18 protein-coding genes and 5 tRNA genes are annotated in these 23390 nt (G+C 47.0%); 6 read left to right on the top strand and 17 right to left on the bottom strand.

Translation table 11 applies throughout. From position 1 onward, the window contains the following. Positions 1-24: 24 nt before the first annotated feature. The gene (locus LQ567_RS10430) at positions 25-1011 is read right to left on the bottom strand and encodes a LuxE/PaaK family acyltransferase (protein ID WP_231004446.1); all 987 of its coding nucleotides are present in this window, start codon (positions 1009-1011) and stop codon (positions 25-27) included. Between the two features lie 74 nt (positions 1012-1085). Here LQ567_RS10430 and LQ567_RS10435 point away from each other — a divergent pair, with 74 nt between their 5' ends. The 5 genes from LQ567_RS10435 (at position 1086) to LQ567_RS10455 (ending at position 5857) form a co-directional block, all read left to right on the top strand. Beyond that, positions 1086-1955, top strand: coding sequence for a UbiA prenyltransferase family protein (locus LQ567_RS10435; RefSeq protein WP_231004447.1), 870 nt, complete (start codon positions 1086-1088; stop codon positions 1953-1955). Positions 1956-1984: 29 nt separating this feature from the next. Then, positions 1985-2257, top strand: coding sequence for a hypothetical protein (locus LQ567_RS10440; protein WP_231004448.1), 273 nt, complete (start codon positions 1985-1987; stop codon positions 2255-2257). 23 nt (positions 2258-2280) lie between these two features. Continuing rightward, positions 2281-3174 carry a 5'-nucleotidase, lipoprotein e(P4) family gene (locus LQ567_RS10445; RefSeq protein WP_231004449.1) on the top strand — a complete coding sequence of 298 codons (894 nt, stop codon included), beginning with the start codon at positions 2281-2283 and terminating at the stop codon, positions 3172-3174. 186 nt (positions 3175-3360) lie between these two features. Then, positions 3361-4092 (top strand): pyridoxine 5'-phosphate synthase, encoded by a 732-nt coding sequence (locus LQ567_RS10450; protein WP_231004450.1) that lies wholly within the window; start codon positions 3361-3363, stop codon positions 4090-4092. Positions 4093-4123: 31 nt separating this feature from the next. Further along, complete coding sequence (locus tag LQ567_RS10455) at positions 4124-5857, top strand: M14 family metallopeptidase (protein WP_231004451.1); 1734 nt, start codon at positions 4124-4126, stop codon at positions 5855-5857. On the opposite strand, the gene LQ567_RS10460 is transcribed toward LQ567_RS10455, so the two are convergent. From LQ567_RS10460 to rpoB, 15 genes are all read right to left on the bottom strand, one after another. Continuing rightward, complete coding sequence (locus tag LQ567_RS10460) at positions 5847-6299, bottom strand: hypothetical protein (protein WP_231004452.1); 453 nt, start codon at positions 6297-6299, stop codon at positions 5847-5849. The two genes, LQ567_RS10455 and LQ567_RS10460, sit on opposite strands and share 11 nt — an antisense overlap. A gap of 240 nt (positions 6300-6539) precedes the next feature. Further along, positions 6540-8060, bottom strand: coding sequence for an APC family permease (locus tag LQ567_RS10465; protein ID WP_231004453.1), 1521 nt, complete (start codon positions 8058-8060; stop codon positions 6540-6542). Positions 8061-8160: 100 nt separating this feature from the next. Further along, positions 8161-8772, bottom strand: coding sequence for an OmpH family outer membrane protein (locus LQ567_RS10470; protein WP_231004454.1), 612 nt, complete (start codon positions 8770-8772; stop codon positions 8161-8163). A 153-nt stretch (positions 8773-8925) separates the two neighbouring features. After that, positions 8926-9519: a transcription termination/antitermination protein NusG gene (nusG, locus tag LQ567_RS10475; RefSeq protein WP_231004455.1), complete on the bottom strand. Its 594-nt coding sequence runs from the start codon at positions 9517-9519 to the stop codon at positions 8926-8928. A 3-nt stretch (positions 9520-9522) separates the two neighbouring features. After that, complete coding sequence (gene secE / locus LQ567_RS10480; RefSeq protein WP_223707957.1) at positions 9523-9720, bottom strand: preprotein translocase subunit SecE; 198 nt, start codon at positions 9718-9720, stop codon at positions 9523-9525. 87 nt (positions 9721-9807) lie between these two features. Next, positions 9808-9878: transfer RNA gene (locus LQ567_RS10485), tRNA-Trp, on the bottom strand. 145 nt (positions 9879-10023) lie between these two features. Continuing rightward, on the bottom strand, positions 10024-11211 hold the full coding sequence (gene tuf, locus LQ567_RS10490; protein WP_231004456.1) for an elongation factor Tu: 1188 nt from the start codon (positions 11209-11211) through the stop codon (positions 10024-10026). 168 nt (positions 11212-11379) lie between these two features. Beyond that, positions 11380-11451: transfer RNA gene (locus LQ567_RS10495), tRNA-Thr, on the bottom strand. Positions 11452-11530: 79 nt separating this feature from the next. After that, a tRNA-Gly gene (locus LQ567_RS10500) sits at positions 11531-11603 on the bottom strand. 111 nt (positions 11604-11714) lie between these two features. Continuing rightward, a tRNA-Tyr gene (locus LQ567_RS10505) sits at positions 11715-11797 on the bottom strand. A gap of 32 nt (positions 11798-11829) precedes the next feature. Next, positions 11830-11902 (bottom strand) — tRNA-Thr (locus tag LQ567_RS10510). Positions 11903-12076: 174 nt separating this feature from the next. Further along, complete coding sequence (locus LQ567_RS10515; protein ID WP_231004457.1) at positions 12077-12814, bottom strand: class I SAM-dependent methyltransferase; 738 nt, start codon at positions 12812-12814, stop codon at positions 12077-12079. Between the two features lie 10 nt (positions 12815-12824). Continuing rightward, positions 12825-13541: a hypothetical protein gene (locus LQ567_RS10520; protein ID WP_231004458.1), complete on the bottom strand. Its 717-nt coding sequence runs from the start codon at positions 13539-13541 to the stop codon at positions 12825-12827. Between the two features lie 94 nt (positions 13542-13635). Beyond that, the gene (gene rpoC, locus LQ567_RS10525) at positions 13636-17931 is read right to left on the bottom strand and encodes a DNA-directed RNA polymerase subunit beta' (protein WP_231004459.1); all 4296 of its coding nucleotides are present in this window, start codon (positions 17929-17931) and stop codon (positions 13636-13638) included. Positions 17932-18095: 164 nt separating this feature from the next. Then, positions 18096-21899: a DNA-directed RNA polymerase subunit beta gene (gene rpoB / locus LQ567_RS10530; RefSeq protein WP_231004460.1), complete on the bottom strand. Its 3804-nt coding sequence runs from the start codon at positions 21897-21899 to the stop codon at positions 18096-18098. A 161-nt stretch (positions 21900-22060) separates the two neighbouring features. Between rpoB and LQ567_RS10535 the strand changes: the two genes are divergently transcribed. Continuing rightward, the gene (locus LQ567_RS10535; protein WP_231004461.1) at positions 22061-22213 is read left to right on the top strand and encodes a hypothetical protein; all 153 of its coding nucleotides are present in this window, start codon (positions 22061-22063) and stop codon (positions 22211-22213) included. Positions 22214-22370: 157 nt separating this feature from the next. Here the strand turns inward: LQ567_RS10535 and LQ567_RS10540 are convergent, their stop codons facing one another. Beyond that, a complete protein-coding gene (locus LQ567_RS10540) occupies positions 22371-23375 on the bottom strand; it encodes a hypothetical protein (protein ID WP_231004462.1) in 1005 nt (334 codons plus the stop codon). Positions 23376-23390: the final 15 nt, after the last annotated feature.

A 23390-nucleotide genomic window follows, 5' to 3' on the forward strand; every position in this document is an offset into this window, starting at 1 on the left:
AAAGCGCTGATCACTTTAAACGATTCAGAGCGCCAGCAGACTACAACCACGGATATCGCTGTTGTCTCTTCTGCCCAATACCTCAAAGGTTCCGTTTGCGTGTACGATCCCCAGATCGTCTGTAGCAATAAAGCTGCAGGAATACAGATTGGCCAGGTCAATTACATTCAATACGCCGCGGCCCGGCCGGGTAATAACTGAAAGCGGATCTTCCTCCTCCCTCAATACCATCCGCATCCAGGGCGGTGTATCAAAAATACCGGCGCCCTTTGAATAGGCCTGCGACAGCAGCTCCGTCATTCCATATTCGGAATGAACGGCCGCGGTACCAAAATGCTGTTGTAACCGGTCGTGTACTTCTGCGCGGATTAGCTCGCGTCTTCGTCCCTTCATACCGCCCGTTTCCATAACGATCGTATGTTGGAGCGCCCGGGGAAACTGTTCTGCAAAATCAAGCAGTGCATAGGTAACCCCGATGAGCAGGGTCTTTTGCCCCCGCTCTTCCAACTGTTGCAAAGTTTGAGCCAGGGATTCAAAATCCTGAAGGTAAAAACCGCTTTGTGGATGTCCACTGTCACGTATCAGCTGGTCTACCATAAAAACCAGCGAAGAGTGGCCCCGCTCCAGGTAGGAAGGCAGTAAGCCCAGAATACAAAAATCCGTTGCAGGTCCGTAAAACAATTCAAACGCGCTCGTAAAACTTTCGGTATATAAAGCAGCGTCTTTTACCAGGTGCTTACTATTAACCGTACCGGTAGTTCCGCTGCTTTCAAAGTACACCTCCGGCTCAAAAGCGGTGGTGATTACTTCATGGGTTTTAAAAAAACGGATCGGAAGAAAAGGAATATCCTGCAGGCCGGTCACGGCTGCAGCCTTACACCCGATGGCATCCGCATAACGCCGGTAAATTTCATTATGTTGATATTGAAACAGAAACACCTCCTTCGCGAGAGCTTCAAACTCCGCCGGTTCAACTGCAAATAGCGATTCCTTCAATGTCTCCAATTCCATAAAATATGCCGCAAAAATACAAATAGGGCACAGATAAATAAAGGATTAAGTTTGCAGCAGAAAGCTGGTTTTTCATGAGGGCAAAGGGTAAAATTTTTTTTGATTTTATTATTTTCAGCAACCTGTTCATCGCTTGTTGTGCGGTAGCCATGTGCCTTTGCACCGTTGCGGTTTTCAATATTGGTAAACTTCCGGCTGATTATGCGGCATTCGTGTTTTTTTCCACCCTTTCCAGTTACAGCATTCACTGGTACCTCACCAATGCCGATGTAGAAGTTACCGCCAGCCGCACGGATTGGCTAAGACAGCATAAACGGGTACATGCTGCTTTTTTTATCATCAGTGCTATTGGCACCGTTTTTTTTCTCGTCCGCCTGAAAGCATGCTGGCTGTATATCCTGCCCGCCGTGGGATTAACGCTGATGTACACGGCGCCAAAATTCCCGCATCGCATTTTCCGGTCCTTACAACGATACATCCTCGGTAAAACCTTCCTGCTGGCTGCCATGTGGACCTATGTAACCACTGCGCTAACTTTTTTTGTGCAGCAGGTTACCTGGCAAACACGGCACTATATATATGTGGCCGACCGGTTTGCCCTGATCTTTGCCATCTGTATTCTCTTTGACTTAAGGGATAAGCAATTTGACAAGCAAACGGGCGTAAAAAGCCTGGTAACGATACTGCCGCTTGAAAAAATAAAAATAATTTTTACGGTATTTATTCTTGTAAACATCACGGGCTCTTACATCCTATATACTTATACTCAGGACCTTATACATTTTGTCTTTTTAGCCCTGCCGGCAGTGCTTACATACCTGCTTTATCCCTTCGCAATAAAATCTAAAAATGATTACCTTTTTTATTTTATTTTAGACGGCCTGATGGCGCTGACATCCGTAATGTACTTTATGAAAATGGTAGTTGAAATGTACATACGATAAGTTAGCACAAAAATTGATAGATATAACTTATGCATACTTCATTTAATAAAATTGTACACTTCACCCGCCTGATAAAAATCAATGGCAGATTACGAGAATTCAATTACCGGAAAAACAACAACGCCGGCAGCTATGTTTTTGACGTAGATACAGCAGACGACCGTGGTAACCGCTTATTTTTCAGACTGCTGAAAGAAGATAATGAGTGGCAGCTTACCGCCAAAATGGCAATGCCGGAATGGGTTACTGACAACCGGGAATTATTGATCACCGAACTGGAAGAAGGCGTGCTGAGTAATTAATACCTTCATTCAATCCCACAGCCATGTGTAATTTTTTTACAACCAATCCCTGGCAAAAAAGTTACACATGGTCTGTTTTGATTCCCTCCGTTAAAAATAAAAATTCAGCTATCAAAAAAACGCTGACCATCCTACTGCTTGCAGTATGTTGCGCCTGTACATCACCCCGGTATTCCGTCCGGCAACCGGCCGCTACATCTCCTATAACCATCAACGGCAAACGCTGGAGCTCCCTGTACCAGCAAAAAGCTGCAGAATACGCGGCCCTTTGTTACCAGGCTTATAATACAGCCCGTATGAGCCTCGACCATTCCTTACAGGCACCCGCTTCCGGAAAACCGCCTGCCATCATTACCGATATCGATGAGACTTTTCTCGACAACAGCCCTTATGCAGTCCGCCAGGCAGCAGCAGGCCAAGACTATGACAGCAAAACATGGCAGGAATGGACCGCAAAGGGTATCGCACAGCCGCTTCCGGGCAGTGTCGATTTTTTTAATTATGCAGCGGCAAAGGGTGTCACCATTTTCTATATTACCAACCGGGGCGAGCAGGAACGTTCCGGCACCATGGCCAATCTTAAGAAATATAACTACCCTTTTGCCGATAGTGCGCATCTTATACTGCTGCAGGGCGAATCTTCAAAGGAAAAACGCCGTCAGTCCGTTGCCGAGCAATATTCGATCCTCTTGCTGCTGGGCGATAATCTTGCAGATTTTAGCGGACTCTGGGATAAAAAAACAACGGAAGAGCGCCTGCAACAGGTAACAGAAAATGCCGCTGCATTTGGCACGCGGTTTATCCTGCTTCCCAATCCAACCTATGGCGGATGGGAAGATGCACTCTATGGTAACCGGCACAACCTGACACCCCCTCAAAAAGACTCCGCCATCAAAGCCAATCTATCCGGGTATTAGGGCGCACTAAAGTGAAACAGTGCATCCCTGGCTTAGATCCTGGCCCCTTTATAAAAGCCCCACCGGCGAAGCTTTAGTAAAAGCGTAAAATAGTGTACATTGCAACTATGGCGGGCTAATGCGCTACGTTTTAAAGCCCGGCATCTATCCGGGCAGGAGCAACGTCCTCCGGTTAAATCTGTATGTATGACAAAATTATCGGTTAACATTAATAAAGTTGCTACACTGCGCAACTCCCGTGGCGGTAATAATCCCAACCTTATTAAAATGGCGTTGGATGCAGAAAATTTCGGGGCCGACGGGATCACGGTTCATCCCCGGCCGGATGAACGGCATATCCGTTATAAAGATGTATATGAGCTCAAACCGCTGCTGACCACCGAATTCAATATAGAAGGCAATAGCCGGGAGCAAACGTTTATCGACCTGGTACTGGAAACAGCACCGCACCAGGTAACCCTGGTTCCGGATGTAACCGGGCAGCTAACATCCGATCATGGATGGGATACCATTCAACACCAGGAATACCTGAAGGCAACCATTAGCATCTTTAAAGCCGCCGGCATCCGGGTATCCATTTTTGTAGATCCTGATCCCCGGATGGTAGAAGGCGCAGCAGCAGTTGGTACCGACCGCATAGAGCTTTATACGGAAGGGTATGCCCGGAACTTTCCGCGGAACCCGGAGGCGGCCATTGCACCTTATGTGGAAGCGGCCGAAAAAGCCCGCGAATTGGGATTGGGGCTCAATGCAGGACACGACCTGGACCTCAATAATCTCAATTATTTCAGTCAGCAAATTCCCTGGCTCGATGAAGTAAGCATTGGCCATGCGTTGATCTGCGACGCCCTTTACCTGGGATTTGAAAATACGATCCAGCTGTACAAACGGCAGCTGGCCATGCGAAGCAGCCTGTAACTTCTTGAACCTATTTTTATTTGTATTAACGATGATCCGGATCTTTTCCCTTTTCCTGGCAGGCTGCATGCTTGCTGCAAACACATCTGCACAAAAGCTAACCACTGTTTTTGAAACCAGCAATGGAAGTAAAACCCCCGAATACGCAGCCATTATCAGCTGGTGGCAGCAATTAGACCAGCTATCGAACAAAGTTCAGATGCGCGCCATGGGTATGACAGACGCCGGATTTCCGTTGCACCTGGTTACCATCAGCAATCAGCCCTTTACCAGCTTTGATAAAGCCCATCAGCAGCAGAAAACCGTACTCCTCATCAACAATGGTATCCATCCCGGAGAACCGGATGGTATTGATGCATCGATGCTGCTGGCGCGCGATATTGCCGAACAAAAGCTCCGGCTTCCGGACAATGTGGTGCTGGCCCTGATACCGGTTTACAATATCGGGGGATGCCTCAACCGCAGTGCCTATTACCGCGTGGATCAGGATGGGCCGGAAGCCTTCGGATCCAGGGGCAATTCCCAGAACCTTGATCTGAACAGGGATTTTATTAAATGTGATACAAAGGATGCGCTGGCCTTTACCGCAATATTTCACGAAGTAGACCCGGATATATTTGTGGACAATCATGTAAGCAACGGCGCCGATTACCAGCATGTGATGACGCTGCTGTCCTCGCAACACAATAAACTGGGAGGGCAAATGGGCGAATTTATGAACCGGCAATTTGAACCCGGACTTTATGAGCGCATGAAGAAAGAAGGTTTTGACCTGATCCCCTATGTAAACGATTTTGGAGATGCCGTTACCAATGGCTGGCCGGCATTTTGGGACAGCCCCCGGTATGCCAGCGGTTATGCCACCTTATTCCATTCTTTTGCGTTTGTGCCCGAAACCCATATGCTGAAGCCTTATCCGCAGCGCGTAAAAGCCACGTATGCGTTGATGAAAAGTTTTATCGGTTTTGCTGCAGATCACGGGCTCCGGATCCAGGAGCTAAGGCGGGAAGCCCGGGCCCAGGTAATGCAGGCCACATCCTTTCCCGCAGCATATAAACTGGATTCAGCCGCCGGTACAACCATTACCTTCAAGGGATACGAGGCCACCCGGAAAAAAAGCGATGTATCGGGTTTGCCAAGACTTTATTATGACCGCACCAAACCCTTTACCCGGCAGATCCCCTTTTATAACGAATACCGCCCCCAGCGCTTGGTAACCAAACCACGTGCCTATATCATTCCCCAGGGATGGTGGAAGGTGGTTGACCGGTTAAAGGCCAACAGGATCAAAATGCAGCAGCTGACACGGGATACCACGATAACGGTTCAGGCTTACTATATTACTAAATACCGGTCTTCGGCAATACCCTATCAAATGCACCATGCCAATACGGATGTAGAGGTGGAAACCAGGGAGCAGCGGCTATCGTTCCGGAAAGGCGATTGGTGGATTCCAATGAATCAACCGGCAAACCGGTTCCTGTTTGAAACTCTGGAACCGTATTACGAAGACAGTTATTTTGCCTGGAACTTTTTTGATGGAATCCTGAACAATAAGGAGTGGTATTCGGCATACAATTATGAAGATATAGCTGCTGCTTATTTAAAAGAGCACCCCTCCCTTCAGGCCGCTCTTGAAGAAAAGCGTAAATCGGATACGGCTTTTGCCAGCAGTGCTGCAGCACAACTGACTTTTATATTCAACCAATCGGCGTATAAAGATCCCGACTTTATGCGTTATCCTGTTTTCCGGATCATGGATTAGTACCGGATGGTGCCGCAGGAGCTTTTTCAAGCATAAACCCGTTTTCGGCAGCAAAGCGGACCTGTGTATCCTGCAGGCGGAGCATTACTTCTTCCTGGGCCACCAGGATCTGGTTCATCCGGTTACTGGCTTCCATACGGGCCGGTTCATCCGGCGCATCACCAATTGCCCTGTAGGCCGTATACAAACTCTTAAAATACTCAAAGTAGCGGACGGCCACGGTTTTAAAATCTTCGCCTCCCGTAAGTTTGGAAACATCCACTTTTTCGATCTGATCGATCTTTTCCTGTATGACCGCTTCCATTTTTTCAGCTGCCGCCGCAACACATTTATAATCGGCACTGTCCGCACATTTCTTAATGGTATTTTCCGTCTGCCGTATCGGCTCCGCAAGACTCTGTTCCTGTGCGGCCACCTCATCGCTAAATTGCTTCGCAGACATAGTGATCTTTTCCTTGCAAGCTGTTAAAAGAAAAAAAATCAACGTACATAATACTGTGTTCAATTTCAATTGCATCGATGTATTTTATTTTGTATCCCACAAGCGGCCGAGTCCTTGGTTCCCACACATATTTTAAAGTATGCATGGCAGCCGGCTCTTCACCGGGCATCGTTCACTGGTTATCCGGGAATTACCTTCTCAGCAGGTTCGCTAACAACCGTATAGGGCGCCGAGGGGCACTCAGCTACCGGTACTTCCACCCGGAGCGTTCCTGGCTTTCCGGGCATAGTAATAGTAAATCGGCACTCCAATTATAACAATAACCAGGCCTAATAATGAAGTAAAGGTTTTTTCATACAACAATCCAATACCCAGTGTGCCGGCCATCAGCAGATAAATGATCGGAATTACAGGATAACCAAAAGCCTTATAAGGCCGCTCCGCATCCGGACGGCTCCGGCGCAGGCGAAAAACACCCACGATAGTCAGGATATAAAACACCACGGTGATAAACACCACATAATCCAGCAGCACACCATATTGCCCGCTCAGGCACAGGGCGCTGGCCCAAATGCATTGTGCCCACAGCGCCCATTGGGGTACTGCATTCTTATTGAGCGTACCGGCCTGGGGAAGAAACAGGTTATCCTTAGCCATCGTATAATATACCCGGGCACCCGAAAGAATAAGACCGTTGTTACATCCGAATGTAGAGATCATGATCATAACAGCGATAATCGCCGCACCGTAATGACCAAATATAGAAGACGCCGCCGCCGTTGCCACACGGTCCTGAACTGCAAATGCGATATTGGGAGCTGCCACCTCGGGGGTATAGGCTAATGCGGAGCCTGAAGCTGGCGGTATCATGGGCAGCACGGCCAGGTACATCAGGTTGGCCAGCAGGTATACCACCGTTACCACCAGGGTACCCAAAAAAAGACTCATTCCTACGTTGCGCTTAGGATTCTTTATTTCCCCGGCAATAAATGTTACATTTTCCCAGGCCACGCTGCTGAAAACAGAGCCCACCATTGCCGCGCTGATCAGCCCCAGGGCTACCATCATACTTCCCGGCGCCTGGAATGCGGACCACCCCCGCTTTACGCCGGCTGCATCGGTAACAGGCGTGGTAAATTTCATATCGAATCCGGTGGCCCAATTGGCGTTCCAGATATCGGCTTTGGCGGCCATCAGCAACCCGAACAGGATCAGGCCAAACAATGAAAAGAGTTTAACAATGGTAAAAACCGTCTGGATGATTTTTCCATCCTTTACGCCACGGGTATTTACGTAGGTTAAAAAAATAATAAGTGCAATAGACACCAGCTGTGCGGGGAAAATACGTACAAAGCCGAAATCAAAAAGAAGATTCCGTTCATCCATGGTAAGTACCGGGATAAAATAACCCGCAAACTTGCTAAACGCAACGCCAACCGCTGCAATGGTTCCCGTTTGAATCACCGAAAAAAAGCTCCAGCCATATAAAAATCCCAGCATCGGGTTATAGGCTTCTTTCAGGTATACATACTGCCCACCTGCTTTAGGAAACATAGAAGAAAGTTCACCATAGGTTACCGCGGCAAAAACGGTCATTAAACCCGTAATAACCCAAAGCGCAACCAGCCATCCAGCAGACCCTACCTGCCGGGTCATATCCGAGGCCACAATAAAAATACCGGAACCAATCATGGATCCGGCTACGATCATTGTTCCATCGAACAAATTGAGCGATTGTTTAAACGCAACTTTCTCAGCCATTTGTTTTAATTTATTAGCTCAAAATAAGATTTTATTGGAAATAAATGGCAAAAAAATACCCTGCCAAAGGCAAGGTCATTATTAAAATCTGGCTAATAGATTACCTTTTTTCGCTCTTGTACTGCTCATTCAGCCCTTTGATCACTTCCTTGGTAATATCGTAGGTAGAGTCCTTGTAATAAAACAAACCCGGCTCATAAGCAAAAATAAAAGAGAAGGTACCGTCTGCATTAAATACCTTCAGGTAATCCTCTATCTTTTTCTTCACGCTCATATTCTTACTGGCTACAAAATTATTGAACTCATCCATCAGGCTTTGACGTTTTTCCATCATTTGCGTTTGCGTGGTTTCAACATCCTGGCGCGCGGCTAAGGCCTGCTCTTCACTCATTGCATTGCTTTGCTTTTGATAGCCTCCCACTTTTGCCTTAAACGATTTATCCATTTTATCGAGCTCTGACGTAATCGAGCCTTTTTTCTTCTCTACCTCCCGTTCCATATTCCGCGCCACCTCATAGTACTCCTGGATCGAATCCATATCGATATAAGCAAATACGGCATTCTTATGCAGCATTGAATCTTTCCCCTTTGGAAGTGAGGTACCGGCATGCTGTAACCCTCCCGCGCTGGTATTTCCGTTAAACTGTTTGTATAACAAAAATGCCACTGCAATTATCAGTAACGCGTTTACAACAAGGAGCGCATTCTTCATTTCTCAATTTTTACAATAAATATAAAACAACTTGCAATATACCAATGAATTAAACAAAAAAAATATCAAATGCGTATCTTATGATAGCCTTAACAGGACAAAAAAGCCGCCCCAAGTGCATCGGGGCGGCTTCGTTCAATACGTTTAAGTAGCTTAAACAATCTTTTCTACCTGCATATAATTCAATTCCACCGGAGTAGATCTTCCGAAGATCTTCACGGTTACTTTCAGTTTTTTCTTCTCATCATTTACTTCTTCAATAACCCCGTTAAAATCATTAAATGGTCCTTCAACGATCTTAATGGTTTCACCAACGATGAACGGCTCAACCATGCTTACGCCACCCGCTTCTGCCATTTCATCCATTCTTCCCAACATCTTGTTCACCTCTGCTTTCCGGAGTGCGATCGGGTTATCTTTTCCAAGGAAATGAATCACGCTATTGGTGTTTACAACCAGGTCTCTCAGATCGTCGCTCATTTTTCCATCCAGCACTTCGATCATCACATAACCCGGGTAATAGTTCCGCTCCCGCATCACTTTTTTCCCGTTTTGTACCTTATATACTTTTTCCACGGGAAGAAATACCTGCTTTACTACTTTTTCAAACTCACTTCTCGATATTTCCTTATCCAGATACTCCTTTACCTTCCGCTCTTTACCACTCACCACCCGCAATACATACCACTTGGTATCTTGCTGGGGTGCCGCCGGAGTTGCATTATCTGTTATGTTTACACCTTCCATTCTCTAACTATAAAGGATTTTGTATAAAAAATTAAGCCCGCCTCCGGCAATAAAGTCCATCAGCCAGATCATTACAGTGATCAGTACCGTGGCGCCCAGCACAATCATGGTAGACTGTTGCAGTTCGCTCCAGGTAGGCCAGGTTACTTTCTCTGCCAGTTCCTTATAGCTGTTTTTTACATAATCTCCGAACTTGCTCATCTGAATAGTTTATGGTTCATAGTTTATGGTTCATGGTTATATAACATTACTATGAACTATTAACGAATAAACAATGAACGTGTTTAGCACGGGCACAAGGATTCGAACCCTGATCAAAGGTTTTGGAGACCTCTATTCTACCATTGAACTATGCCCGTATGACCTTCTAGACCTTCCCGGAGAAAGGCTTCAAAGGACAAAAAATTAAGAACTAATTTTAAATATAAAGTACTTAGACTGAACCGCCCAAGTACTTTATACAATATGAGACAGCTTCCATACACCCTTTCGGGGCAGGGTGCCTTATTTGATGATTTCAGTTACCTGACCTGCACCTACTGTACGTCCACCTTCACGGATCGCGAACTTCAGACCTTTTTCCATCGCGATCGGAGTGATCAGTTTTACAGTTAAAGAGGTGTTATCACCAGGCATGATCATCTCAGTGCCTTCAGCCAGTGTACACTCACCAGTTACATCCGTTGTACGGAAATAGAACTGAGGACGGTATTTGTTGAAGAACGGAGTGTGACGACCACCTTCATCTTTGCTCAGTACATAAACCTCAGCTTTGAATTCAGTGTGCGGAGTGATAGATCCGGGTTTGCAGATTACCATACCACGACGGATCTGGGTTTTCTCAATACCACGTAACAGCAGACCAGCGTTATCACCAGCTTCACCTTCGTCCAGGATCTTGCGGAACATTTCCACACCTGTTACAGTAGAAGTCAGGGGTTTTTCCATCAGACCTACGATTTCTACAGCCTCACCGGTTTTAACTTTACCTCTTTCGATACGACCAGTAGCAACAGTACCACGACCAGTGATAGAGAACACGTCCTCAACACTCATCAGGAACGGAAGATCGATCGGACGGGGAGGCAGCGGAATGTAGCTGTCTACAGCATCCATCAGTTCAGTGATTGCACCAACCCATTTTTCATCTCCAGCCAGTGCGCCGGTTGCAGAACCTTTGATAATGGGTGTGTTGTCACCGTCGAAACCACGTTTTGACAGTTCATCACGAACTTCCATTTCAACCAGGTCTAACAGTTCAGGATCATCAACCAGGTCAACTTTATTTAAGAAAACCACCATTTTAGGTACACCTACCTGTGCAGCCAAAAGGATGTGTTCTTTTGTTTGAGGCATCGGACCATCAGTAGCCGCTACCACCAGGATGGCTCCATCCATCTGGGCAGCACCAGTGATCATATTTTTAACGTAGTCAGCGTGACCGGGGCAATCTACGTGTGCGTAGTGACGAGTTGCAGTTTCATATTCTACGTGAGCTGTATTAATTGTAATACCTCTCTCTTTCTCTTCAGGTGCACCATCAATATCGTCATATTTTTTTGCCTGAGCTAAACCTTGCTTAGCAAGAATCTCGGTAATAGCCGCAGTCAAAGTGGTTTTACCATGGTCAACGTGGCCAATGGTACCAATGTTTACGTGGGGTTTTTCCCGCTTAAAGGTCTCTTTTGACATTGTTATCTTTTTTAATTGTTTTTACTAAATTTTTATTTATTCACAAATCCAGCCAGGGCTGGATTGCAATGCTTAGCTGAATTGCTTCTACAGAGGTGCAACTCATCTAAAATACCAAAAGAAGAGTCATAACACCGGCGTTAACCGGAATGACTGCTTCTACTTCAGAGCCGTTGATGAGACTTGAACTCACGACCTCTTCCTTACCAAGGAAGTGCTCTACCCCTGAGCTACAACGGCGATCTCAGTTGATAGCTCAGGATCTGTTTAAAACAAATCCCCGCCTGCAACGGAGCAGGCTCAACTACAAACGAAACAGAGCGGGAGACGAGGCTCGAACTCGCCACCTATAGCTTGGAAGGCTATCGCTCTACCAAATGAGCTACTCCCGCTTATCAATTTGAAAATTTGAAAAGGAATTAATTTGAAAATTAAATCTTCTGCAAACATTCAAAACCCAAAGAACTCCTGCATTTGAAAAGTGCTATTTTCAAATTGCACAGTGGGCAGTGAAGGATTCGAACCTCCGTACTCCGAAGAGAACAGATTTACAGTCTGTCGCCTTTAACCACTCGGCCAACTACCCAAACCAAAGCCACTCCCGGAGGAATGCTTTTGAGCCGAAGAAGGGAGTCGAACCCGCGACCTGCTGATTACAAATCAGCTGCTCTACCAACTGAGCTACTTCGGCTTATAAAAAGAACTAATTTCTGGTAGTTAGTGGCTGAAACACAGTACTGAACAGCTCCAAAAATTGGGAAGGCAAAAGTAAGGCTTTTTTATCATTCAATAAATTTTGTTGCCTACTTTTTTTATAATTTTTTATTGCAAAAATAAAAACCGTAATCAATGCTCTTTCCACCTGTTATTCCGGCTTGTCAGCAGCAATTAAAATAAAAAGCGGCCGCCGGGTTTCATCCTGCATTTCGGGGTAATGACGCAACAGTTCCGGTGCCGGCTGCGGCTCTGCTACCTGCCGGATCCTGAACCCGGCATCGAGCAGCGTATTGATCCAGGTAGCCATTGTGCGGTGATACTTAACCACTTCGTGCCCCAGGAAGCGCGTGCTTCTGCGGCCTTCCTCCTGGTAATGGTCTACCGGCCAGTGCAGCCGTTTTCCCGCTGCATTACAAAACCAGTCTTGCTCCGCCCGCGCTGTAAACACCGGGTGCTCTGCGGAAAAGATCATGCGGCCACCGGCGCTCAATATTTCAAACATTCTTTTGCAAACACCCGCATAATCCGCAATATAATGCAGCGCCAGGGAGCTGATGATTACATCAAAGGAATCCGGCGGAAATGCCAGGGCCTCAATAGATTGCCGGAGGTATTGAATTTGGGTGAACCCTGTGTAGCTCCGGGCCTGTTCCAGCATCTTTGCAGACAGGTCCACACCAGTTACCCGTACAGCACCCTGCTCCGCTGCATAGCGGCAATGCCAGCCGTAGCCGCAACCCAGGTCCAGCACCCGCTTACCTTTCAGATCCGGCAGCATCGCACGCAAAACCGGCCACTCCCCCGCCGCACTCAGCCCTTCCTGTGAACGGGGCATGCGGCTGTAACTTTCAAAGAAAGAAGGATCGTCATATTTATTCTGCTCCATGACCGCAAAATTACCAATCTCTTTTTTTAACGACGGCTTTGAAAAAACCCTTCGCTTTCTGTCCGGAAGGATTCCCCATTACATCGTAATATACGGACCCCGAAGACAGATAGCCGTACATACTATCTCCTATGGAATAGATTTTTTTATCCAGCACCAACCGTTGCCAAAGAGGGACGTTAAGAGGCTCAAATGAATGGTTGGTGGTTACGCAAAATGAGCTATAAGGCATCATCACAAAACAGCCCCGGATGATCCAGATATTCAAACCAGAGTTTCCAAGTCCCAAATGTGAACCTATAGAAATACGAAGCGTATCATTTTGGAAATAGGCCCGGCAATCATAAAGATCTCTTGCATTGCTCGAACTGTAATGCTCATGGCCTTCAAAAACATTTCGGGTGGTAGTGTAATAATCCACTGCGCTGGACCGCTTTGCTGCAGTATCCTCATCATTTTTAAAAGACGAATGTATTTCCGGCATACTATCCAGCTTTTTATATACACTGTTCCCTGACAGCAGGCTATCTACCTCAAACGGCTGCCGGTATTTAATACTTCGGACGGCAGCAGCAAATGGATAAAGACTATCTGTATCCTGCTGAAATACGCTGTCTATAATCGTTTCCGCGGTCCTAAAAAAAGGTTCATGTAACGGTTCCTTTTTCTTATAGCCACACTGCCACGCCATAATAACGCAAAAAAGAATCACGATCATTTTTCTCATATGCATCTTTTTTAAAAGACGCAGCGCTCATTTGATTACATAAAAAAAGAGCGGCCTTGGAAGCCGCTCTTATGATTTAAGACCTAAAGGCCGATTATTCTTCTTCGTCAAAAGACATCGCCTCACGTGCTGTTTGCAACAGTTCGTATTCTTCCTTGCTTCCTACGATCATGTTTTCAAACTCACGCAAACCGGTACCGGCAGGGATGTGATGACCCGTGATCACGTTTTCTTTCAGACCGAGCATTTCATCCGCTTTACCATGGATGGCTGCAGAAGAAAGTACCTTGGTGGTTTCCTGGAAGGAAGCCGCCGAGATCCAGCTTTGTACACCCAGCGAGGCCTTGGTAATCCCCAGAAGCGTTGGCGCTGAAGTAGCAGGCTGTGCATCACGGTATTCCACTGTTTTCTTGTCGTTACGACGCAGCACCGAATTCTCTTCACGCAGCTCTCTCAGGCTGATGATCTGGCCGGCACGCAGCTTGCCCGAATCACCCGGATCGGTGATCACTTTCTTCTCGTATACGAAGTCGTTCTCATCTACAAATTCAAACTTATCTACCAGGTCATCTTCCAGGAAGCGGGTATCACCCGGATCCACGATGCTTACCTTACGCATCATCTGGCGAACGATCACCTCGATGTGCTTATCGTTGATCCGTACACCCTGTAAACGGTATACTTCCTGGATCTCATTTACCACATACTGCTGTACGGCAAACGGCCCCTGGATCGAAAGGATGTCCTGCGGAGAGATCTGGCCGTCACTTAACGGGCTACCAGCTTTTACAAAGTCGCCATCCTGAGCCAGGATCTGTCTGGTAAGCGGCACCAGGTACTTGCGGGTTACACCATCCTTGGCTTCGATAATGATTTCACGGTTACCGCGTTTAACAGCACCCATAGAAACCACCCCGTCAATTTCCGATACAACGGCCGGGCTGCTGGGGTTCCGTGCTTCAAACAGCTCGGTTACACGCGGCAGACCCCCGGTGATATCTTTCAGTTTACCCAGGATACGCGGTATCTTCACCAGTACACGACCAGCTTTCACCTCATCACCATCGTCCAGCATCAGGTGGCTACCGGTAGGTAAGTTGTAAGATTTATTTTCTTTACCCTCTACAACAATAGAAGGAATCTTTGTTTTATCGCGGGTTTCAATAACCACTTTCTCACGGTGGCCGGTTTGCTCATCTGCTTCTTCACGGTAGGTAACCCCTTCGATCACGTTTTCAAACTTCAGCACACCATCCACTTCCGCGATGATAACGTTGTTATACGGATCCCATGAGCAGATCGCATCTCCCTTGGAGATCTTCTGACCGTCTTTCACCAACAATGTAGATCCGTAAGGAATGTTATTGGTAATTAACAGGCGGTCATTTTTAGTGTCGATGATACGGGCTTCACCGGTACGGCCAATTACCACACGTACATCATCACCTTCTGCGTTGGTTGTTATTACAGAGCGAACACCGTCAAACTGAATGTTACCGTCAAACTTAGCCACTAAGGTAGATTCTACAGAAGCAGACCCAGCCACACCACCCACGTGGAACGTACGCAGTGTTAACTGTGTACCCGGCTCACCAATAGACTGGGCAGCGATGATACCCACGGCATCCCCTTTCTGAGCCAGTATACCGGATGCCAGGTTCTTACCATAGCATTTCACGCAACAGCCGCGCTTGCTTTCGCAGGTAAGTACAGAACGGATCTCGATTGACTCAATACCCGCAGCTTCAATCCTGCGTGCTTTTTCTGCGGAAATTTCGGTACCCGCTTCCAGCAACAGTTCATCGCTTTGGGGATCATAAATATCATGCAGGGAGGTACGGCCTTCGATACGATCTGCCAGCGGCTCAATCACATCTTCGTTGTCTTTTAAAGCAGCGATGGAAATACCTCTTAATGTACCGCAATCTTCTTCGGTGATCACCACGTCCTGTGCTACGTCTACCAGACGACGGGTCAGGTAACCGGCATCGGCCGTTTTCAGGGCCGTATCCGCAAGACCTTTACGCGCACCGTGGGTAGAGATGAAGTAATCCAATACATTCAGTCCGCCCTTAAAGTTGGAAAGGATCGGGTTCTCAATGATCTCAGACCCGGTAGAGCCTGATTTTCTCGGCTTGGCCATCAGTCCCCTGATACCTGCCAGCTGCTTAATCTGCTGCTTGCTACCACGGGCTCCGGAATCCAGCATCATGTATACAGAGTTGAACCCTTGTTTATCGGCGCTCAGTTCACGGATCAGTGTTTCTGTAAGACGTGTATCCACACGGCTCCAGATATCCACGATCTGGTTATAACGCTCGTTATTGGTGATCAATCCCATGTTATAGTTATCCCACACTTCATCTACCTCTCCTTTTGCATTGTCCAGCAATTCCTGTTTAATATCAGGAATGATCAGGTCATTGATGCTGAAGGACAAACCACCCTGGAAGGCGGTACGGAATCCTAATTGTTTGATATCATCCAGGAACTTCGCCGTTTTAGGAACGTCGGTGATCTCGATGATGTCGCCAATGATCTCCCGCAGGTTCTTCTTGGTGAGTAACGCGTTTACAAAACCTACTTCTTCCGGTACATTCTGGTTGAAAATAACACGGCCAACAGTGGTTTCAATTAATTTCTTTTCCAGCTCACCGGTGTTTTCATTCCGCACAATGCCTTTTACCTTGATCCATGCGTGCAGGTCGATCTGCTTTTCATTGTACGCAATGATCACTTCTTCTGCAGAATAAAAGGCCTTCCCTTCTCCGCGAACCTTTTCGGTTTCGGTAGATTTCTTTCCTTTGGTAATATAGTACAGACCCAGTACCATGTCCTGAGAAGGCAGGGTGATGGGCGTACCGTTCTGAGGGTTCAGGATGTTGTGGGAGGCCAGCATCAGCAGCTGGGCTTCCAGGATCGCCGCATTGCTCAGGGGTACGTGTACCGCCATCTGGTCACCATCAAAGTCAGCGTTGAAAGCCGCGGTAACCAACGGGTGCAGCTGGATCGCTTTTCCTTCGATCAGCTTCGGCTGGAAGGCCTGGATCGACAAACGGTGCAGCGTTGGGGCACGGTTTAACATTACCGGGTGCCCTTTTAAAATATTTTCAAGGATATCCCAAACCACCGCTTCTTTTTTATCAACCAGTTTACGGGCCGATTTTACGGTTTTTACGATACCTCTTTCAATCAGTTTACGAATGATGAACGGTTTAAATAATTCTGCCGCCATATCTTTTGGCAGACCGCACTCATGCATTTTCATTTCCGGACCTACCACGATTACCGAACGACCGGAGTAATCCACACGTTTACCCAACAGGTTCTGACGGAAACGTCCCTGTTTTCCTTTCAACACATCACTCAGGGATTTCAATGCACGTCCGCCTTCCGCCTTAACGGCATTGGATTTTCTTGAGTTATCAAACAACGAGTCGATCGCTTCCTGCAGCATCCGCTTTTCGTTACGCAGGATCACCTCAGGCGCTTTGATCTCCATCAAACGCTTCAGACGGTTGTTCCGGATAATTACCCGGCGATACAGGTCGTTCAGATCCGAAGATGCAAAACGGCCGCCATCCAGGGGCACTAACGGACGCAGTTCCGGCGGAATTACCGGAATGTACTGCATGATCATCCATTCCGGACGGTTGGTGATCCGTGTATTGGCATCGCGGAACGCTTCCACCACGCTCAACCGCTTTAAGGCATCAGCCTTACGCTGCTGGGAGGTTTCGGTAGCCGCGGAGTTTCTTAAATCAAAGGACAACTGATCCAGGTCGATGCGCTGCAACAGGTCGTGCACCGCTTCTGCACCCATCTTCGCGATGAACTTCTGCGGATCATCATCGGGCAGGTACTGGTTATCTTTTGGCAGCGTATCCAGGATATCGAGGTATTCTTCCTCTGTTAACAGGTCGCCGTAGTTTTGACCTTTATCTTCACGCACACCCGCCTGGATCACCACGTATCGTTCATAATAGATGATGGTCTCCAGTTTCTTGGAGCTCATTCCCAGCAGGTAACCAATTTTATTAGGCAGGGATTTGAAGTACCAGATATGTACCACCGGTACCACCAGTTTAATATGCCCCATCCGCTCACGGCGTACTTTCTTCTCCGTAACCTCCACACCACAACGATCACACACAATCCCTTTATAACGGATGCGCTTGTACTTTCCACAGGCACATTCATAGTCCTTTACCGGACCAAATATTCTTTCGCAAAACAAACCGTCACGCTCAGGCTTGTAAGTACGGTAGTTGATAGTTTCAGGCTTTAATACCTCACCATGACTTTTTTCCAGGATGGTATCCGGGGAAGCCAGGCCGATGGTGATTTTTGAAAACGCTGCCTTTGGGCGATTGTCTTTTTTAGTAGCCATAATCTTATTGAAGATTTGAGATTCAGGATTTGAGATTTGTGGTCTTCAAAATCCTGGTCTCTATTTTAATTATGTTTTTTTGCTTTTGTTATTGATTCCGATTTGATGATCAATAGTGAAAGTCAACGGTGCATTCACCATTGACCATTCACTATTTACTGTCTTTATTCAAAGGTCAGGTCTAATCCCAAACCTCTTAATTCGTGTATCAATACATTGAACGACTCCGGTACACCTGCTCTTGGAATGTTATCCCCTTTTACAATGCTCTCATAGGTTTTTGCACGACCTATGATATCATCCGATTTAATGGTTAACAGCTCCTGCAGGATGCTGGATGCCCCGTAGGCTTCCAGTGCCCATACCTCCATCTCACCAAAACGCTGACCACCAAACTGGGCTTTACCACCCAGCGGCTGTTGTGTAATCAAGCTGTATGGTCCGATAGAACGTGCGTGCATCTTGTCATCCACCATGTGGTGCAGTTTGATCATGTAGATCACACCCACGGTTGCTTTCTGGTGGAAGCGCTCCCCGGTTTCGCCATCGTACAGGAACGTGTGACCGAACTTAGGAATAGTGGCATCTGCACAATACTTTTCAATCTCTTCCGGCTCAGCACCATCAAAGATCGGAGTGGCAAATTTTACACCCAGTTCTTTACCGGCCCATCCCAGTACGGTTTCGTAGATCTGTCCCAGGTTCATACGGCTTGGTACCCCTAACGGGTTCAGCACAATATCCACCGGACTTCCGTCTTCCAGGAACGGCATATCTTCCTGACGAACAATTTTCGCTACGATCCCTTTGTTACCGTGGCGGCCCGCCATTTTATCCCCTACTTTCAGCTTCCGTTTTACAGCCAGGTATACTTTTGCCAGTTTCAATACACCTGCAGGCAATTCATCCCCGATAGAGATATTGAATTTCTCGCGTTTGTATCGTCCCAGCTCTTCGTTGAACTTGATATTGTAGTTGTGCAACAGGGTATTGATCTGATCATTGATCTTCTCGTCATTGGTCCAGCCCAACGGGTTGATGTTGGCATAATCCAATGAACCCAGATTTTTTGCATGGAATTTTGATCCCTTGCCGATCACGATCTCATCAAAGCTGTTCATTACACCGGAAGAAACCTGGTTTTCCAGGATGGTACCCAGTTTTTCCAGCAGTACATTCAGCAGGTCCTGTTCGTTCTTTTCGTGTGCCTTATCCAGTTTTTCGATCGCCGCTTTCTCACGCACTTTTGCATTCTTATCTTTCTTGGCGCGCTGGAACAGTTTTTTACCAATCACCACACCTTCTACCCCGTTCGGAGCTTTTAAAGAAGCGTCTTTTGCATCCCCGGCTTTGTCACCAAAGATGGCACGGAGCAGTTTTTCCTCAGGAGTCGGATCGCTCTCTCCTTTCGGAGTGATCTTACCGATCAGGATATCGCCTTCCTTCACCTGGGCGCCGATACGGATGATACCGTTTTCGTCCAGGTCCTTGGTCGCTTCTTCTGAAACGTTCGGGATATCGGAGGTCAGTTCTTCTTCACCCAGTTTTGTATCACGCACTTCCAGTTCGTATTCGGAAATGTGGATGGACGTGAACATATCTTCTTTTACCACCCGCTCGCTGATCACGATGGCATCCTCAAAGTTGTAACCTTTCCAGGGCATGAACGCCACTTTCAGGTTTTTACCCAGGGCCAGCTCACCGTTTCTGGTGGCATAACCATTGGTGAGGAAGTCGCCTGCTTTTACCTTCTGCCCTTTCTTAACGGCAGGGTTCAGGTTCATACAGGTTTCGTGGTTGGTTTTGATGAACTTGGTCAGTTTATATACCTTCAGGTCTTCTTCAAAGCTCACGAGTTTCTCATTCACATCACGGTCGTAGCGCACATGGATTTCGTTGGCATCTACAAACTCCACGACACCATTTCCTTCTGCATGGATCTGGATCCGGGAATCTCTTGCCGCCTTGCCTTCCAGGCCGGTACCCACGATGGGTTCGTCCGGACGCAGCAGCGGAACAGCCTGACGTTGCATGTTTGATCCCATCAGCGCACGGTTGGCATCATCATGCTCCAGGAACGGAATCAGAGAGGCGCTCAAACCTACGATCTGGTTGGGCGCTACATCCATATATTCAACCTCACTCTTATCAAGAATCGGGAAGTCACCGGTTTCGCGGCTTTCCACGCGCTCGTTTACAAAGTTGCCCTGCTCATCCAGTTTGGCACTGGCCTGCGCGATCTTTGCCGAATCTTCCTCTTCTGCGCTTAACAGTTCCAGTTCCTTCATATTTACCTTACCATCGGTAACCTTGCGGTAAGGCGTTTCGATAAAGCCCATTTCATTGATCTTCGCATGTACGCAAAGCGTAGAGATCAGACCGATGTTCGGACCTTCCGGAGTTTCAATCGTACAAAGACGACCGTAGTGCGAGTAGTGTACGTCACGCACCTCAAACCCGGCACGCTCACGGCTCAAACCGCCTGGCCCCAGTGCAGAGATACGGCGTTTGTGCGTGATTTCCGATAAGGGGTTGGTCTGATCCAGGAACTGCGACAACTGGGATGTTCCGAAGAACGAGTTGATCACAGAGGAAAGGGTACGCGCGTTGATCAGGTCAACCGGCGTAAACACCTCATTGTCCCTCACATTCATACGCTCACGGATGGTACGGGCCATACGGGCCAAACCAACACCGAATTGCGCATATAATTGTTCCCCTACTGTACGTACACGACGGTTGCTCAGGTGATCGATATCATCAATCTCCGCTTTACCGTTGGTTAACCGTACGAGGTATTTAATGATCTCAATAATATCTTCTTTTGTCAGCGTCTTCTGTGTAACCGGCGCATCGATATTCAGTTTGCGGTTGATCTTGTAACGGCCTACTTCACCCAGGTCATAACGCTTGTCGCTAAAGAACAATTTATCAATGATACCGCGGGCGGTTTCGTTATCCGGTGCATCTGCGCCTCTTAACTGGCGGTAGATGAACTGAACGGCTTCCAGCTCACTGTTAGAGGTATCTTTATTTAATGTATTGTAGATAATGGCATAATCTCCACCCACATCTTCGCGCTGTACAAAAACGCTCTTCACATCCATATCAGCAATGATGTCGATCGCTTCTTCATCCAGCACCACATCCCGCTCCATCACGATCTCATTCCGCTCAATGGAAACCACTTCACCGGTATCTTCATCTACAAAATCTTCCACCCAGGTACGTAAAACACGTGCAGCAAGGCGTTTGCCCAGTTGCTTTTCCAGCGATTTACGGTCGCCCGGAACTTCATCAGCCATACCAAACAGCTCCAGGATATCCTTATCGGTTTCATAGCCGATGGAACGCAGCAGCGTGGTAACAGGGAATTTTTTCTTCCGGTCGATATACGCATACATCACGTTATTGATGTCTGTCGCAAATTCCATCCAGGATCCTTTGAAAGGAATCACACGGGCAGAATAGATCTTTGTTCCGTTCGGGTGTACAGACTGGCCAAAGAATACGCCAGGAGAACGATGCAGCTGTGAAACCACTACGCGCTCTGCACCGTTAATCACAAAGGTACCGCGGGGCGTCATGTAAGGGATATTTCCCAGAAATACGTCCTGCACAATGGTTTGGAAATCCACATGTTCTTCATCATTACAGCTCAGCCGCAGCTTTGCTTTCAGGGGTACTGCATAGGTCAGTCCACGCTCCATACATTCATCGATCGAATAACGGGGCGGATCGATAAAGTAATCCAGAAACTCCAGTACAAAGATATTGCGGGTGTCAGTGATGGGGAAGTTGTCCTTAAATACCCGGAACAGGCCCTCAATATTGCGTTTGTCTGGTGTGGTTTCTAATTGGAAAAACTCCTTAAAGGATTGAATCTGAACTTCCAGAAGATCGGGTGTTTCAGCTAAATGCTTGATCTTTCCGAAATTTACTCTTGAATTCACTTTTGTTGATGACATATGTTATAAACCCGGTTTTTAATGATTGATCAGGTACAAAACAAGAACAGGATTACTCTTATTGCTAAAAGAAATCCATTGAAATTCAATTACATGAACCTATTTTGTTTAATCAATTTTTTATTGGCCAAAATAAAAGGAAGGCAAAGTTAAGGAAAACTTTGAAAAGAAGAAAACTTCTCACAAGAATATTGCCAGATACTGACATTTCTAAAAATTTATTGGAAAAGTTTGCGGAAATAAAAGCACCTGTTTTCCGCCGTTTTTTTGCAGGAGAGTCGTTGAAAATATATAAGCAACTGATTGTCAATTAAAGTTCTGTTCCGTTGACGGTCCTGCTCTAGTTCGGGTTTCCGGTCTTAAAAAATGCCGTACCAATCAAGAAGCAGGTCCGGATGTTTCCGGACCTGCTCAATATTTCCGGAATCAGCGCTTTGCTGCGTTCCGGTTTCTAAACTGCAATAAAGGTGTTTATTCTGCCACCACTTTTACAACTTTTGAATAATTGACGGTAGTGCCGTCTTTATTCACCTGACCAATTCTTACAAAGGTGGTTGGATACTGATCCATTTTATCCAGGTCCCGATCTTCTTTACGGCAGCCGATTCCTATGGTGATCAACAGCACGAGGGAGCCCAGCATCGCTCCTTTTTTAGCGCGTTTTGCCGAAACAACCACGGAGATCACCAGGAGCGCCATAATGGCCAGCTGCAGCGGGGAAAAACCAAATTTAGCCGCTATCTCCTGCCAGCTCTTGCTGTAGGTGTATTTGATCTGCTCGCTGGAATTGCCATCAGGAGCCTGGGTATTTACCTGGTCGATTTGAACAAATGTTTCGCCGTCTTTAGATCCCTCAATGATAAAGGATTTATTGTCCTTTTCGGAAAAGGTTTCCCAGTCCACCTTCAGTTTTCCGCCAGTAAAGCTGGCACTGGTAAATCCAAAGGCCACCGGCAATGCGCCGTCGGTGTAGGCATACGCAGAGGTATTGTCATTGTCTGTTCTGATATTGCCACCGGAACCGGTCTGAATATTTACATTTCCTCCGTTCTTGCTTTCCTGGGGGTCCGACTGTGCTGAAGCCGCGGTAAACCGGATGTCAATCGACACCGTACCGCCCACCGGAGTACCACCGGCGCCTGGTATATCGGCCTTCTGGGTACCGGTAATGGTAGGCACACCGGATATTAATGCATAGGTCCAGTCGAAGAAATCAGCTCCGGCACCGGTTATCTGAGGGGCATTGCCACCACCCAGCACAGGAGCCAGCTTGTTAAAACTGATCGTAACAGTGGTAGCCAATCCTCCTTTAACAATTGGAGCACCTGAAAGATTTTGAAAATTAAAACTAAATTTCCCCTGACCGTTTACCACTCCCGGGCTGGGTGTAATTACCGCTCCATTTACCGCAGGATCCTGGGCAAATAAAAAGTTGTTCACTAACAAAGCCAGGACAAAACCACATATCTTTTTCATTGTTGCTTATTTTTT

The organism is Niabella pedocola, assembly GCF_021044425.1.
In the GTDB taxonomy this organism is placed as follows: domain Bacteria; phylum Bacteroidota; class Bacteroidia; order Chitinophagales; family Chitinophagaceae; genus Niabella; species Niabella pedocola.

Coding starts and splice junctions, on each gene's coding strand:
- LQ567_RS10430 (WP_231004446.1), bottom strand. CDS start 1,011: ATGGAATTGGAGACATTGAAGGAATCGCTATTTGCAGTTGAACCGGCG.
- LQ567_RS10435 (WP_231004447.1), top strand. CDS start 1,086: ATGAGGGCAAAGGGTAAAATTTTTTTTGATTTTATTATTTTCAGCAAC.
- LQ567_RS10440 (WP_231004448.1), top strand. CDS start 1,985: ATGCATACTTCATTTAATAAAATTGTACACTTCACCCGCCTGATAAAA.
- LQ567_RS10445 (WP_231004449.1), top strand. CDS start 2,281: ATGTGTAATTTTTTTACAACCAATCCCTGGCAAAAAAGTTACACATGG.
- LQ567_RS10450 (WP_231004450.1), top strand. CDS start 3,361: ATGACAAAATTATCGGTTAACATTAATAAAGTTGCTACACTGCGCAAC.
- LQ567_RS10455 (WP_231004451.1), top strand. CDS start 4,124: ATGATCCGGATCTTTTCCCTTTTCCTGGCAGGCTGCATGCTTGCTGCA.
- LQ567_RS10460 (WP_231004452.1), bottom strand. CDS start 6,299: ATGTCTGCGAAGCAATTTAGCGATGAGGTGGCCGCACAGGAACAGAGT.
- LQ567_RS10465 (WP_231004453.1), bottom strand. CDS start 8,060: ATGGCTGAGAAAGTTGCGTTTAAACAATCGCTCAATTTGTTCGATGGA.
- LQ567_RS10470 (WP_231004454.1), bottom strand. CDS start 8,772: ATGAAGAATGCGCTCCTTGTTGTAAACGCGTTACTGATAATTGCAGTG.
- nusG (WP_231004455.1), bottom strand. CDS start 9,519: ATGGAAGGTGTAAACATAACAGATAATGCAACTCCGGCGGCACCCCAG.
- secE (WP_223707957.1), bottom strand. CDS start 9,720: ATGAGCAAGTTCGGAGATTATGTAAAAAACAGCTATAAGGAACTGGCA.
- tuf (WP_231004456.1), bottom strand. CDS start 11,211: ATGTCAAAAGAGACCTTTAAGCGGGAAAAACCCCACGTAAACATTGGT.
- LQ567_RS10515 (WP_231004457.1), bottom strand. CDS start 12,814: ATGGAGCAGAATAAATATGACGATCCTTCTTTCTTTGAAAGTTACAGC.
- LQ567_RS10520 (WP_231004458.1), bottom strand. CDS start 13,541: ATGAGAAAAATGATCGTGATTCTTTTTTGCGTTATTATGGCGTGGCAG.
- rpoC (WP_231004459.1), bottom strand. CDS start 17,931: ATGGCTACTAAAAAAGACAATCGCCCAAAGGCAGCGTTTTCAAAAATC.
- rpoB (WP_231004460.1), bottom strand. CDS start 21,899: ATGTCATCAACAAAAGTGAATTCAAGAGTAAATTTCGGAAAGATCAAG.
- LQ567_RS10540 (WP_231004462.1), bottom strand. CDS start 23,375: ATGAAAAAGATATGTGGTTTTGTCCTGGCTTTGTTAGTGAACAACTTT.